This is a genomic window from Acidovorax delafieldii 2AN (assembly GCF_000175235.1).
Classification (GTDB): domain Bacteria; phylum Pseudomonadota; class Gammaproteobacteria; order Burkholderiales; family Burkholderiaceae_C; genus Acidovorax; species Acidovorax delafieldii_B.
The window spans coordinates 1-12,261 of record NZ_ACQT01000014.1; the positions used below are offsets into that span (position 1 = coordinate 1).

The following is a 12,261-nucleotide window of genomic DNA, read 5'->3' on the forward strand; positions in this document are numbered from 1 at the left end:
CGGCTTCTGCTCCTGCGGCAACCTGCTCCGCAATCGCTACCGCATCAGCGCCAGCAATGATGGCCGTTTGCTTTACGCGGGTGGTAGTGTCCAGCTCGTCAAACAACTTGCCCACCAGCCAATCAGCGTCGTCACCGCGTTTATCAGCGATCAGCGCGCGGTACACCGGCACGAACTCTGCGCCCTCGGGGAACTTGCCCAGAAACCAGCGGTAGCCATCGCTGCACGCTGCCCACGATTTCACGCGGTCTTTGGTGATCTGGATGTTGTTGGTGGTCGCGGTCGAATCAGCCATGCTGGCTCCTTGGGTTACGTTTTGCATTGCGCCTCCTGGGCGGGAAAAGAAAAAGCCCTCACGGGGAGGGCTGTGAAGTCGGTCAGGCGGCTGGCTTTTTCAGCGCAGCAAATGCCATTGCCTGCAGGGCTTGTAGGGTCAGCGGCTTGTGAGGATCGCCCGCTGGGGACTTGCGGCTTCGCACGGTGATGTCTGAATCAAGAACATCGATGGTCCCGGTGTCGCCTGCGGATTCGCCGCTCCAGTGGAGGGTTCCGGTTGCCGTTACGCCAAGCGATTTGAGGTGAGCAAGCAGCCAAGTCAGCCAGGGCACGTAGTCGTAGAACTTCTCGTTGCCGTCATAGACGATGTGGTCCAGCGTTTCCGAAGGAACCCACTGCATGTAGCTGCGCGCCGGGCGGTCCTCGGCGGGGATCGTGTCGGGGTCTTCGTTGGCCTCAAGAATCACAGCTGCCTCGGGCAGAGTGAGCGCGCGGGACAGTTTCAAAGCGCCGCTGAATTTCGTGTCGTAGCCCATCGTGTGCTCCAAAGAAAAAGCCCGCGTGGTGCGGGCTGGTTGGAATAAAAAACCCGCCGAAGCGGGGAAGGGCGCTGTGGGGGCGCCGCTGGAGGGAATGAAGATGGGCGATGGCCCCGGCGCTTGGCCGGGACGGTGGGTTACAACGCAGACTTGGCCTTGCGGCGCACATTGGCATCTGTGTCCAGCGTGGAGGGCTTGCCTACGCGCTTGGCTTGCTTCTTGTCGGGGTTCTGCCGGTCCCACTCCTCCATCACCATGGAGGCGTAGTTGGTGCGCTCTGCCACCTTGCGGCGGGCGGTCAGGTCGGTGACTTTCATGCCGCCACCAGTTGGAAACTGTGTGCCCCGTAGCCGTTGCGCTCTTTCCATTCCTTGCTGGCTCTGGCCGCCTTGCCGATGGAGATCACGGCGGCAGTGCTGAGCTTCACTTTCTTGCCCTGGTATCGCTGGCGCAGCACCTTGGAAGCGCAGATGCAGCCCACGTTGAACTCTTCGCCGCACTCATTGCGCACCATCACTGCGCGTGTCAGGTTGGTCTTTCCGCAGCAGTCGCACACCGGGTAATCGCTGGTGCCCGCAACGGTGAATGTCGTGCCTTCTATTGCCATGTCAATCTCCTTGAAAACCACAGCCATGCACGCAAGGCTCTGGTTTTGCCCCGCGTGAGCAGGGCTGCCGGTTACTCAATCCGGCTCCACTGTGGGAAGGGTTAGGCCCAAGCTATGACGCTCTGAGGCGGTGTGCAGTAGGGCGGCTTCTCCTGGCTATCACGGGGTGGGCGCTCCCGCAGCCATCGGCCAACTTGAATCCCATGCCGTCTATCGCGTGGCTTTCGCGTGCTGTTGCTGTACGGCCGGGTTGTCCGGCTCATTGAGTGGTCATGTGTTCTCCTTCGCAGCGCTTGGCTGCCTGGTGGTTAGGTGCTATCGCCCGCACCGGAAAGGGCGGCTCTTTTGTCTCACGCGGTGTGCCCTGCCGCGTCGTCGGCACCTCGCGGCGCCTTCGCTTACTCCGTTTACCCACTTCGGGGACTGGAGACGGTTTCCCGCGCTGCGCGCTGTTGATCACTGCGTGCGGCTATTGCTCATGGTTAGTTTTTAAGGAACCGTTCCGTGGTGACCGCCGATCCGCTCACCCTGTCGCTGCGTTTTGCTGCGATGAGTGTACTTTAGCAATGCTAAATTTAATTGTCAACAGCATTGCTAAATGAATTGCTAAAATTTCTTCACGCCCAATCCGGGCGGGCAACAAAAAACCGCCTCAAGGGCGGTTGGAAGGTTGTTATGGGAAACGACGAATTGCTCTATGAGCTGCGCAGCCTCGAGGGGCATGTGTGGCGCTTGTATTTGGACGGCCGCACTGAGGGGTTCCCTGCAGGCACTCTGGTGTCCAACTTTGCTCTAGCCTGGAATGCGCGGGTGGTCGGGGAAGTGGAAAAGCAATCCGTCTGCCTCGCCGCACAGTAGACCAAGGCTGAACTCATTGTGCGTAGGCTTGTCGCAGGCTGTGGCGCCAAATTGGGTGGCAAGAGCACTTGCTGCTGGTGTGAAGTACATCTCCACGTTGTCTGCGCGCCTGTCGTAGCGTGAGAACAAGGCCCATTCAGGGCGCGGCACGCCGTGAGCTCATTTGAATGCCCTCTCGGGATGGTTGTTGAGGAACTTCCATCGTAGCCCGAGATGGCCTTTCTTTTTCTGGGCCGCACAGGCGAAAAAAAGACCACCTCAGTGGGTGGGCTGACTTGCACTGGTTTCAGTCATGGCGCACAGTCCCGGCATGAACCACACCGATGTGATGCTCAAGATCGTGGAGATGGCGAAGGTGGGCGGTGCGCTGCCGCCGGAGAGCGCCATCGCGCATGTGGCGGCGCTGATCGATGAGCTTGACGTGTGCTCAGACAGCTATGAGCGGGACATGGAACGCCTGGTGAAGATCGGCGCGACGATCTGGGACTTGCACAGCGGGCCAGGCGGGGCCTACGACCCGACGTGGGTGCCTACGTTCTTGCGCCCATGAAAAAGCCACCCGGAGGTGGCTTGCGCGATAGGCGATGTTCCTTTACATGTCATCGAATTTCAACTGCAACTGGTCACCCTTTACTGGAAACGATCGGTCGAGCATTCGCTTGAATTGGTCCCAGTCATCTGCTGCACGCATGAGGCCGGTTACGGCGTGTATGTGTTCGCTAAGAGCTGGATGCCCAACATCCTCTGTAAGCCACTGGTGATGGGCCGCTTTACGACGGCCAGTATCTTCTTTTGGGTTACGCGCTTCGAGTTCTTTTACAAGTCCAGGAGCGAGTCGTTGGTAGACGATATCCATGGTGTACTTTCCAACAACCCCAGGCTTTCCCCCAGATATGGATGGATAGGTCCAGCCGCGCAGTCGGAACATTTCCTTATAAAAGGTGTCAGGGAAGCGCTTCGCCCACTTGGCAAACTCCTGAAGCAGGTACTTGTCGAGCAGTGCAGACAGTGCCTTCTTATCGCGTACCTCTTGGTATCCAGTCGCTTCATCGACAAGCGCCACAATCCCGATACTTGCGAGAGCTCGCACCAGCATGTCTGCGCGCATCGCGATGTGCTCTTGGCTAGAAAGCAGAACACCTTCGTCCCGCGCTGAAAGGTAGACGCGGCACACCTCTGGCAAAAGCTCAGCTGGGTATCCGAACACGCGGGCCCCAGCGGGGGTGACAAATTCAATTGGTGCTGTCGACCGAGAAACTTCCTTATCAATCAACGGCTTAAGGTTTGCTGCTGCCAAAAAAGGAGGGAGGCTGTCGACTGCTGTTCTCACGCCGTGTCCACCTTTTGCCTTGGCGGCACGGCCCAGGACGGTTAGAAAGCTCTCCTGAGTTAGAACGCGAGTTCCATCCTCAAGAACATAGCAGTCGACAGTCAAATCACCGATCTTGAGCGGGCTCTCCTTCGATCCGTAGATGGCTTGCGGTAGCCCAAACTCTTTTGCCCAGCGCAGCCCTGAAGCGCGCTTCGCGATTGCGCGCCGTGTTTGGGGAGTAAGAGATTCCGCTCTAGCCTTGCCTGCGGCTTGGCGTTTTGGATCCTTTGGCAGCATGTTGCTTCCTTTCTTGAGCATGCATGCACAATGTTAATTCAAGCATTCATGCTTGTGCAAGATATTTGCAAGCATTTCAAGTTGGCGATCCTTTGCGCTTTCGCCAGTCCCAAGGCGCCACAGCCTCACCCCGCAGGCCTTCGCGCAGCCCGCTCCAGCTTCCTGCACTCTCTCACATCCACCAGCGTCTTGAACCGGTGGTCTTCCCGAGTGATCCACTGCATGTTCTCGGGCCGGTCTGCGCCGCCTGCGCATAGTGGAGTGATGTGGTCAACGTGGTATCCAGGGCAGGCCCCGCGCGTGCGACCGGTGGCGGGGTAGGGGTTCTCGGCGCGGAAGGCGCGCACCTGGGCGCGGTCGCGGTCGATGCGCGCCGTAGCGTCCAAGCTGGTCAGGGCCAGCAGAATCAGCAGCCAGCGCATCGGTAACTACTCATCCACCGCAAATTGCGTAGTTCGGTGAGCTTTACAGCTTTCGCCCGTTCCAGCACCACACCACGCGACCCAGAATGTCGATGCGGTGGTCCCCATTGAGCACGTCCACCGTCTTCACCGTGGCGTTATCGCTGCTGATCTCCACAACCCCATCCATGCGCTGGCGCACGCGCTTGATGTAAACGCGGTCGTTGGCGGCCATGACATAGACGCCATCAATGATTTTGGGATCTTTGATACCCGTGTCCACCAAAAGAATGTCTCCGTCCTCAAAGGTCGGGCTCATGCTGTCGCCGTAGGCGTGGATAAAGCGGAGGGCGTTCAGCTTCGTCGGCTGCAGGCGCCTGGCCACCCACTGCTCTGACAGAGCGATCTGACCCACCAGGATGTCATCGTGCTGGATGTCTGTGCCTGGGCCCATGCTTCCCGCGTTGGCCAGCAGGGGGACATGAACCACCGGCACGCCTGGCGATGGTGAGGGGCTTAGGGTTTGGACTGTGGTTGTCTGAGCCGCATCAGCTATGGCTTTCGCAAGCCGGGGGCTGAAGTCTTCAACCCGCACCCCTAGGCCAATCGCATAGGCCGTTGCTGCACTCAGACTGATCGGCCGGTGCCCACTCAAATGCTGCGACAGCATGGATGCTCCGCCAGGTACTTTTGCATCCTTGGCAAATTGAGTTTTGTTGCGAGTACCCAAAAGCTCTTTGAGGCGGGCGCCTTCTTGTTCTGGGGTCATGCCTTCATTCATATAGCAATGCTATTTGCATGAGTGTTTAGCATGGCTTGTGTTTTTACTTTAGCAATGCTAAAGTTCTGCTCATGACCTACCAACAAGCCATTCACCAGGCCTGCGAGCAACTGGGTTCGCAAGCAGGCCTTGCCAAGGCGATTGATGTGGCCCCAGCCATCGTGCATCAGTGGCGAAGCGGGGTTCGCCCTGTTCCTGTTCAGCACTGCTTGGCCATCGAACGCGCCACCAACGGCGCAGTGTCCCGCCGCGACCTGCGCCCCGACGACTGGCACCTGATCTGGCCTGAACTGGCCAACCCCGTGCAGGTGGCATGAGCCATGAACTTCCATCTGTGTTTCGTTTTGCATGCCCAGATGGTTGCTTTTTTTTGCCCTGACAGGGTACTCAAATGAACTCAAATGATTCTTTGCCGGTTGAAGTGCCTCTGTCCCAGGGCACTTTTGCCAAGGTCGATCGCGCTGATCTTCCACTGGTAGCGCAGCACCGCTGGCACATGGTCCGATGCGGGCAGCAGCGCTACGCGGCTACCAACGTGCCGAAGGATGGCGGCGGGTACAAGCGGCTGTACATGCACCGCCTTCTGGCAGGCGCCGATGGCTTGTTGGTAGACCATTTCAACCGCGATGGCCTCGACAACACGCGGGCCAATCTTCGCCCCTGCGACTACACCCAAAACAACCTGAACCGCCAATCCGTTCGCGATCTGGCGAAGGGCGTTTACGCCCAAGGCAGCGGATACGTCGTAAAGGCCAAGGTGAGAAAGCAAATGCACTACCTCGGCTTCTTTGCCGATCTTGCGCAAGCAGAGGCAGCTGCCAGCACTCTCTTTGCCGTCTATGGCAACGATGCCCGATTCATTGCCGGCACTCAAGGAGCGCAGCATGTTTCAGCCTGATACCCAGCACGAATTGGCACTTGCCCGCGCGCCGCAGCGGGCCTCAGTGCCACTCGAAATGATCCGCGCCCAGAAGACGGCCGCAGCAGCTTTCACGCTGGCCTGCAGCGTCTCCGGCCTGGAAGACAAGGAGATCTATCTGGCGTTGGGCATTGACGCTGGGTACTTCTCCAACATCAAGAAGGGCAAGGCCACGCTGCAGGCTGATCTGGTGGCCCAGTTCTGTGAGCTGGTGGGCAACACGATCTATCCCGAGTGGGCCGCATTCCAAGTCGGCTGCACGCTGGTGATGATCAAGACCGAGGCAGAGCGCCGCGCCGAACTGGCAGAGCAGCGTGCCCAGGCTGCCGAGGCTGAAAACCGCCTGATGCGCCAACTGCTGGCCGGGAGGGTTGCAGCATGAAGCACAGCCTCCCCCTCAACGCTTTTCAAAGCGTCAGACCACGCGGCCCCGATCTGGACATCACCGCAGCAGCCCCCCGCAAGACCAACCACAGCCGTGCACCCATTGAGGGCAATGTGCAGCAGGCCCTGGATCGAAACGGCCGCCGCACTGTTTCTCTGGCGCCGCGCGCCATGGGCTCTATCCAAATTGAAAGCCGCGAGCAGTCGCAGGCAAGCGCCGACCGGCGTGCTCGCATCAGCAAGGGAGGCACCAAGTGATGCGCACCAGCCAGCACGACCTTTTTGGCGCGGCCCCAGCTCCGCGCAACTTCGACCAGGAGGCATTGGGCTTCTTGATCGCCTTTGCGCGCAAGCACCGTGGCCAGCCATTCAGCGCTGAGCAGGTCACGCTGGCCGCCATGGACCGAGGCATTGCGCCACCTGATTTGCGCGCCTGGGGCTCGATCTTCACGCAAGCCGCCCGCGATGGGCATATCCGCCGCAGCGATGTGCTTTTCTCGCGCTCGCTGGGCAATGGCTCCTTGTCACCAGGATGGGTTACGACATGACCACCACAGATTACGAACTCGCCCAGTTGATCGACAAGCGCCGCGCATTGTCCGCACAGCTTGCCGGCGTAGAGCTGCAGATTGCCATGGCTGTAGGCGACCGCGATGCAGCCCGTAGGCACCTCAAAGAGATGAACGCGCAGACCGAGGCGCGCAAGGCAGCGCGGCTGGCCATGTGCAGCGCCATGGGGGCGCATTGATGTTTTTGCGCTCGGCTAGGGTAGCTCCCGAAAAGGCGGTCTTCCGGCCCGCTCTGCCGATGTGTCTTTTGCCGGGCATGACGGAGATGCAAATGGCCAAGAGCTATTTTGAGAAGCTGAAAGACCCACGTTGGCAGAAAAAGCGCCTGGAGGTGCTTGAGTCGAGCGAGTGGCGTTGTGAGCGGTGCATGGATGCAGAGAACACATTGCATGTCCACCACCGGCAGTATTTCAAAGGGCGTGAGCCCTGGGATTATGAGGTGGGGCAGCTTGCAGTCCTGTGCGAGGAATGCCACGCAGCCACCCACGAAGATGAGGACAAGCTTTTGCTTGCTTGCTCCTATTGCGTTTCGGACGGCCCGTATAGCCGGGACGTGGCGGCTTCTCTTGTGGCTGGTTTCGCGCGGCAAGAGATGAATTCACAGCATGTCGATGACCCCCATACCTACCTTGTTGGGGCCTTGGCTGCCCAGCTTGCTGATTGGCGCCGCGACTCTTTTAGCTGCGATGAACTGGTGGTTTTGACAGATATTCTTCGCACGGACATGGGCGGATTTCGCGCTGCTGTGCGGGATTTCATCAAGTCCAACGCATCGGACGAAAAGCACGATGCCTAGCAGAATCGTCCGCGATGGAATTCTGACAAGCGAGTCTGTGTGCGCGCTGTCATGGGCTGAGGAAGTCTTCTATCGGCGCCTCATGTCGGTGGCAGACGACCACGGCCGGTTCCATGCAATGCCCAAGCTGCTGCGCGCAGCGTGCTACCCGTTACAGATCGACAAAGTATCCGACTCGGACATTGGCAAGTGGACCACCGCATGTGTGGCAGCGGGCCTTGTAAGGGTGTACCCGGCACAGGACGGGAAGCGATACATAGAAATCGTGAAGTTCAGTCAGCGCGTGCAAAGCAAATCTAAGTTCCCAGATCCAGCAGAAGAGCACGGTAATTCAGACGAAGAAAACGCAAATCCACCGTGCTCCACCGTGGACAACCGTCTAGTCGGAGTCGGAGTCGGAGTCGGAGTCGGAGTCGGAGTCGGAGTCGGAGTCGGAGTCGTTAAAGAAGCTATCGCTTCTTCGTCATCGGCAAGCCGACAACTCGATTGCCCTCATGTCGAATTGATTGACCTTTTTGGAAAGCATCTCCCGATGCTGTCTCAGCCGAAGCCAGAGCTTTGGAGCGGAAAGAAGGCGGATGCAATGCGAGCGCGCTGGAAGTGGGTTCTGACGGCAAAGAAGCGCAACGGACAGCCGTATGCGTCAAGCCGCGAAGAGGCTATCGACTTCTTCGACCGGTTTTTTGGTTACGTCTCGAAGAGTGACTTTCTCACTGGTCGAGACGGCAAATGGACCGGATGCAACCTTGGATGGCTGATGACGGAGGCGAAGTTCTCTGCGGTCATTGAGGGCAACTACGACAACCGTGAATTGGAGGCTGCATGAACTTTGAAGATTTCCCCGTGGAAGCCATCCGGTCGATGGAGGCCGAGGCTGGCGTGATTGGCGCGCTGCTGCTGGACAACGGCAGCTGGGACCGCCTGGGCGACAAGCTCAAGCCCGAGCACTTTGCCGACGAGACGCACCGCATGGTCTTTGCCGAGGTGGCCCGCCAGCTGGGCGCTGGAAAGTCGTGCGACGTGGTGACGGTGGCGATGGCGCTGGGCGACCGCTGCAGCATGGAGCAGGTGCACCAGCTGGCCATGTACGTGCCCAGCTCTGCCAACCTGCGCCGCCATACCGACCTGGTGATCGAGCGCTTCAAAAGCCGCCAGCTGCGCGCCGTGAGCACCGAGCTGCTGGAGTTGAGCCAGGACCACAGCACCAGCATTGGCGACCGCGTGGACCGCGCGCAAGGTCAGCTGGCCAAGCTGATCGACGACGCGCCGCGCGATGAGTGGGTGGGCGCTTACGAGGGGATGACCCAGCACACGGGCGTGCTGGAATCGCGCGCTGATGGCACCAACCGGGCCATGCCGACCGGGCTGGTAGACCTTGATGAATACCTGGAAGGCGGATTGCGCCCCGGCGAGCTGGTGATTATCGGCGCACGCCCGAGCATGGGAAAAACCGCCCTGGGCCTGACCATCGGCGTGCACATGGCTGCCGAGTACAGCGTGGGCCTGCTGTCGATGGAAATGTCGCACAGCGAGGTGAATGACCGGCTGACCGCCATGCTGGGCCGGGTGAGCCTGTCGTCGGTGAAGCGGCCAACCCGCGGCGAGGGACTGGCTTGGGATCGGGTGATGGATGGCGTTGACCGCGCAAAGTCACTAAACCTGCATACATCCGACCAGGGCGGTCTGAACATCAACCAGGTCCGCTCGAAGGCCCGCAACCTCAAGCGCGTGCACGGGCTGGATGTGCTGGTGGTGGACTACATCGGGCTCATGTCCGGGATGGACGCGAAGGCCAATCGCAATACCCAGCTGGAAGAAATCAGCCGGGGCCTCAAGACGCTGGCGAAGGAGCTGGGCATTGCTGTGCTGTGCCTGGCGCAGCTCAACCGCAAGAGCGAAGAACGACCAGAGCAGATGCCCATGATGAGCGACCTGCGGGACTCTGGCGCCATTGAGCAGGACGCGGACGTGATTATTTTTATCAAGCGCCCGATCATGGCCAATCAAGACCTGGGGCCAGCCTGGGCCAGCTACGCCAAGCTGAGTGTGGCCAAAAACCGCCAGGGTCGGTGCGGCTACCTGAATCTGAGCTACATCGGAGAGCAAACAACTTTCAGCGAGTGGGTGGGCCCGCCCCCCAGCAAGGCCATTGCAGCGCCGCAGCGCGCGCCACAGCGCGGTATGCGTGATGTGGAGGACTTCTGATGCAGTTTGAAGACCTCACCATCGCTCACATCAAGGACCGCACCGAAGAAGTGGGCGACTGCTGGATCTGGCAGCAGGGAAGCACGAATGGCTATCCGCAAATGAAGGTTCAAGGCCGATGCTGCAAGCTGGTGCGTCGCATGGTCGTGGAGCTCGATGGCCGACCAGCACAGCCGCGGCAACCTGTAGTTGTCACCTGTGGAGAGGCTAGGTGTGTCAATCCGGCGCACTTGAAAGCGACCAGCATCAGCGATGCAGGGAAGCGTGCGGCAGAACGCGGTGCATGGAAGGGCAAGGCCCGCGCCGCAAAGATTGCCCGTACCCGCCGCGCCAATGTCAACAAGAAGCTGGACATGGACAAGGCGCGCGAAATACGCATGAGCACGATTCTGGGCATGGACCCTGGCGCCAATACCGGCGTGGCCACCTTCATTGGCGGCAAGCTGGCGACCCTGGCCACCATCGCCCCCAACGAGATCGAGCGCGTACTGCGCGAGGTGATGCCAGCCCGCGTGGTGTTCGAGGACTCGCGCCTGCAATCCCACACCTGGACGCGAGGCAAGAGCGGGGCGGCCAGCGCCAAGATGGCCCGCAACGTGGGGCAGGTGGATGCCTGGTGCTTCCTCATCACTGCTGTCTGTGGTGAGCTGGGCATTGCGGCCCACGGCGTGAGCCCGGCAGGGAAGGGGGCCAAGGTCAACGCCGAGCGCTTCGCCGCTCTGACCGGCTGGACGGGTGCAAGCAACGAGCACACCCGCGACGCCGCCATGGTGGCATGGCCGTACCGGGGGGCAAAGTGAAAGCCATGCTCATCAAGTCCCCCAATGGCCTAGTCGGAAGCACTCCAGCCGATCAGGATGCATGGGCCAAGTTCAAGCGCCGTTTGGAAACCATGAAGCCCGGCACCTGGCTCCGGATGGAGTGGAGTCGACCGCGCAATGGCGCTCACCACCGCAAGATGTTCGCCCTGCTGCAGCTGGTGGCCGAGAACAGCGAAACCTACAACACGCCCGAGAAGGCGCTGGTGGCCGTGAAGTTGGCTGCAGGCTACTTTGACCCAGTTCCAGACCCGCGCACGGGCGAAATCGTGCCGGTGCTGCACAGCGTCAGCTACGACGCCATGGATCAGGACGCTTTCGAGGTGTTCTACAGCGCTGCGTTGGACGGCGTGCTGCAGGTCATCCTTCCGACGATTCCGCGTGAAATGGCCGACCACCTGATGGAGATGATCGTGGAGGGTTGGGCGTGAAAAGAACCGGCTTCCGTCCCCGAGCACCCCGCCGTGAGCAACGCGACCCAGACCGCCTGCGCGCCATGCCCACCGTCACCCCCGGCGCCTTCCGCGCGCCGCAGCCGGTGGTGGATGCGCCCGCCTCAGCGCCAAAGGACACGCCCATCCGCAGCCAGGCATACCTCCGCCTGGTGGCCCAACTCCCCTGCAAGCACTGCGGAATCTGTGGTCACAGCCAGGCTGCACATGCCAACACGGGCAAGGGAATGGGCACGAAGGCCTGCGATCTGCAGACCTTCCCCCTGTGCGCAGACCGCCCCGGCCAGCGTGGATGCCACAGTTTTTTTGATCAAGGCGCGCTGTTTGGCAAGGAAGCACGCCGCCTGATTGAGCCTGCGTGGGTAGCGGACACCCAGCGCCGCATCAGAGCCATGGGAGTGTGGCCGCCCGGCTTGCGCTACCCGGACCCGTAGAAAAAGAAAAGCCCGCACAAGGCGGGCCCTCCAGATTCTTGCGAACCGAGCACTCGCATTCTACCTGGAGGACCGACACCATGACTACACCTGACATTGCGGCCGATGCAGGAAGCGAAAAAAAGGACCGCTTTGCGAACAGAAATCTGATCTGGGCCACGATTCTGGAGTTGCGCAACTCCGACCGTCGGATTAACCGCCGCGCCCTGGCAGAACTAACGGGCCTGAAGCCGGGCATCGTGGATGATCACGTCGAGCGATGGATAGAAAAAGACCAGCTGCGCCGCGCCGGAATGGGCGAGCTGGAAGTGATTGAGCAGTTCCCCGCATCACGCCCAGTGAGCGTGACTGGCCTGCGCAGTGGCCTGGTGAAGCTGGAGATCGGCTCTGATCTTTTGGAGCTGACGCCGACCGAGGCAAGGGACGTAGCCCGGTGGTTCGCTGGGTTCCTGCATGAACTGGCCCAGACGGATTCCGCAAACAAGGCCGTGGTGCTCTGCCACGAGCTGGCTAAGGAACTCAAGGAGGCGCGCCGGGAGATCAAGGCGCTGCGTGTGCATGCCGGGGTGGATGACGCGCAAACCAAGCAGATGGCACTGCTTGAGTGATTACC

General features: G+C 60.3%; 21 protein-coding genes and 1 pseudogene. 15 read left to right on the plus strand and 7 right to left on the minus strand.

Annotated elements, in window-relative coordinates; genetic code table 11:
* From ACDELDRAFT_RS04085 to ACDELDRAFT_RS04100, 4 genes and pseudogenes are all read right to left on the minus strand, one after another.
* A pseudogene (locus tag ACDELDRAFT_RS04085) lies at positions 1 to 295 on the minus strand (hypothetical protein); the annotation flags it as partial.
* Between the two features lie 82 nt (positions 296 to 377).
* On the minus strand, positions 378 to 812 hold the full coding sequence (locus ACDELDRAFT_RS04090) for a hypothetical protein (protein WP_005793738.1): 435 nt from the start codon (positions 810 to 812) through the stop codon (positions 378 to 380).
* A gap of 140 nt (positions 813 to 952) precedes the next feature.
* Positions 953 to 1,132 carry a hypothetical protein gene (locus ACDELDRAFT_RS04095; RefSeq protein ID WP_005793739.1) on the minus strand — a complete coding sequence of 60 codons (180 nt, stop codon included), beginning with the start codon at positions 1,130 to 1,132 and terminating at the stop codon, positions 953 to 955.
* Entirely contained in the window at positions 1,129 to 1,422 is a 294-nt protein-coding gene (locus ACDELDRAFT_RS04100; RefSeq protein WP_005793742.1) for a hypothetical protein, read from the minus strand. Before ACDELDRAFT_RS04100 ends, ACDELDRAFT_RS04095 begins: the two co-directional genes overlap by 4 nt.
* A gap of 579 nt (positions 1,423 to 2,001) precedes the next feature.
* Here ACDELDRAFT_RS04100 and ACDELDRAFT_RS04105 point away from each other — a divergent pair.
* Positions 2,002 to 2,280, plus strand: a complete 279-nt coding sequence (locus ACDELDRAFT_RS04105; RefSeq protein WP_157764885.1) for a hypothetical protein — start codon at positions 2,002 to 2,004, stop codon at positions 2,278 to 2,280.
* Positions 2,281 to 2,590: 310 nt separating this feature from the next.
* The gene (locus ACDELDRAFT_RS04110; RefSeq protein WP_040328045.1) at positions 2,591 to 2,830 is read left to right on the plus strand and encodes a hypothetical protein; all 240 of its coding nucleotides are present in this window, start codon (positions 2,591 to 2,593) and stop codon (positions 2,828 to 2,830) included.
* A gap of 42 nt (positions 2,831 to 2,872) precedes the next feature.
* On the opposite strand, the gene ACDELDRAFT_RS04115 is transcribed toward ACDELDRAFT_RS04110, so the two are convergent.
* The 3 genes from ACDELDRAFT_RS04115 to ACDELDRAFT_RS04125 all read right to left on the minus strand — a co-directional run bounded on the left by ACDELDRAFT_RS04115 (position 2,873) and on the right by ACDELDRAFT_RS04125 (position 5,071).
* The gene (locus ACDELDRAFT_RS04115) at positions 2,873 to 3,910 is read right to left on the minus strand and encodes a P63C domain-containing protein (RefSeq protein WP_198403210.1); all 1,038 of its coding nucleotides are present in this window, start codon (positions 3,908 to 3,910) and stop codon (positions 2,873 to 2,875) included.
* Between the two features lie 104 nt (positions 3,911 to 4,014).
* The gene (locus ACDELDRAFT_RS04120; RefSeq protein WP_005793747.1) at positions 4,015 to 4,311 is read right to left on the minus strand and encodes an HNH endonuclease signature motif containing protein; all 297 of its coding nucleotides are present in this window, start codon (positions 4,309 to 4,311) and stop codon (positions 4,015 to 4,017) included.
* 43 nt (positions 4,312 to 4,354) lie between these two features.
* On the minus strand, positions 4,355 to 5,071 hold the full coding sequence (locus tag ACDELDRAFT_RS04125; protein WP_232504715.1) for a LexA family transcriptional regulator: 717 nt from the start codon (positions 5,069 to 5,071) through the stop codon (positions 4,355 to 4,357).
* Positions 5,072 to 5,142: 71 nt separating this feature from the next.
* Between ACDELDRAFT_RS04125 and ACDELDRAFT_RS04130 the strand changes: the two genes are divergently transcribed.
* The 13 genes from ACDELDRAFT_RS04130 to ACDELDRAFT_RS04195 all read left to right on the plus strand — a co-directional run bounded on the left by ACDELDRAFT_RS04130 (position 5,143) and on the right by ACDELDRAFT_RS04195 (position 12,256).
* Positions 5,143 to 5,388 carry a transcriptional regulator gene (locus ACDELDRAFT_RS04130; protein WP_005793750.1) on the plus strand — a complete coding sequence of 82 codons (246 nt, stop codon included), beginning with the start codon at positions 5,143 to 5,145 and terminating at the stop codon, positions 5,386 to 5,388.
* Between the two features lie 74 nt (positions 5,389 to 5,462).
* Entirely contained in the window at positions 5,463 to 5,969 is a 507-nt protein-coding gene (locus tag ACDELDRAFT_RS04135) for a hypothetical protein (RefSeq protein WP_005793751.1), read from the plus strand.
* Positions 5,956 to 6,372, plus strand: coding sequence for a transcriptional regulator (locus ACDELDRAFT_RS04140; protein WP_005793752.1), 417 nt, complete (start codon positions 5,956 to 5,958; stop codon positions 6,370 to 6,372). The genes ACDELDRAFT_RS04135 and ACDELDRAFT_RS04140 overlap by 14 nt, the downstream gene beginning before the upstream one ends.
* A complete protein-coding gene (locus ACDELDRAFT_RS04145) occupies positions 6,369 to 6,632 on the plus strand; it encodes a hypothetical protein (RefSeq protein WP_005793754.1) in 264 nt (87 codons plus the stop codon). The genes ACDELDRAFT_RS04140 and ACDELDRAFT_RS04145 overlap by 4 nt, the downstream gene beginning before the upstream one ends.
* The gene (locus tag ACDELDRAFT_RS04150; protein ID WP_005793755.1) at positions 6,632 to 6,922 is read left to right on the plus strand and encodes a hypothetical protein; all 291 of its coding nucleotides are present in this window, start codon (positions 6,632 to 6,634) and stop codon (positions 6,920 to 6,922) included. The genes ACDELDRAFT_RS04145 and ACDELDRAFT_RS04150 overlap by 1 nt, the downstream gene beginning before the upstream one ends.
* Positions 6,919 to 7,122, plus strand: coding sequence for a hypothetical protein (locus ACDELDRAFT_RS04155; protein WP_005793757.1), 204 nt, complete (start codon positions 6,919 to 6,921; stop codon positions 7,120 to 7,122). Before ACDELDRAFT_RS04150 ends, ACDELDRAFT_RS04155 begins: the two co-directional genes overlap by 4 nt.
* Before the next feature lie 92 nt (positions 7,123 to 7,214).
* The gene (locus ACDELDRAFT_RS23560; protein ID WP_157764887.1) at positions 7,215 to 7,739 is read left to right on the plus strand and encodes an HNH endonuclease; all 525 of its coding nucleotides are present in this window, start codon (positions 7,215 to 7,217) and stop codon (positions 7,737 to 7,739) included.
* A gap of 118 nt (positions 7,740 to 7,857) precedes the next feature.
* Positions 7,858 to 8,565 (plus strand): hypothetical protein, encoded by a 708-nt coding sequence (locus tag ACDELDRAFT_RS25550; RefSeq protein ID WP_232504716.1) that lies wholly within the window; start codon positions 7,858 to 7,860, stop codon positions 8,563 to 8,565.
* Complete coding sequence (locus ACDELDRAFT_RS04170; RefSeq protein WP_005793761.1) at positions 8,562 to 9,944, plus strand: replicative DNA helicase; 1,383 nt, start codon at positions 8,562 to 8,564, stop codon at positions 9,942 to 9,944. The genes ACDELDRAFT_RS25550 and ACDELDRAFT_RS04170 overlap by 4 nt, the downstream gene beginning before the upstream one ends.
* Complete coding sequence (locus ACDELDRAFT_RS26075; protein ID WP_005793763.1) at positions 9,944 to 10,744, plus strand: hypothetical protein; 801 nt, start codon at positions 9,944 to 9,946, stop codon at positions 10,742 to 10,744. Before ACDELDRAFT_RS04170 ends, ACDELDRAFT_RS26075 begins: the two co-directional genes overlap by 1 nt.
* A 5-nt stretch (positions 10,745 to 10,749) precedes the next feature.
* Positions 10,750 to 11,193, plus strand: coding sequence for a DUF1367 family protein (locus ACDELDRAFT_RS04185; protein ID WP_100084402.1), 444 nt, complete (start codon positions 10,750 to 10,752; stop codon positions 11,191 to 11,193).
* Positions 11,194 to 11,258: 65 nt separating this feature from the next.
* Positions 11,259 to 11,648 (plus strand): DUF968 domain-containing protein, encoded by a 390-nt coding sequence (locus ACDELDRAFT_RS04190; protein ID WP_100084398.1) that lies wholly within the window; start codon positions 11,259 to 11,261, stop codon positions 11,646 to 11,648.
* Positions 11,649 to 11,728: 80 nt separating this feature from the next.
* On the plus strand, positions 11,729 to 12,256 hold the full coding sequence (locus ACDELDRAFT_RS04195; RefSeq protein ID WP_005793767.1) for a hypothetical protein: 528 nt from the start codon (positions 11,729 to 11,731) through the stop codon (positions 12,254 to 12,256).
* Positions 12,257 to 12,261 lie beyond the last annotated feature (5 nt).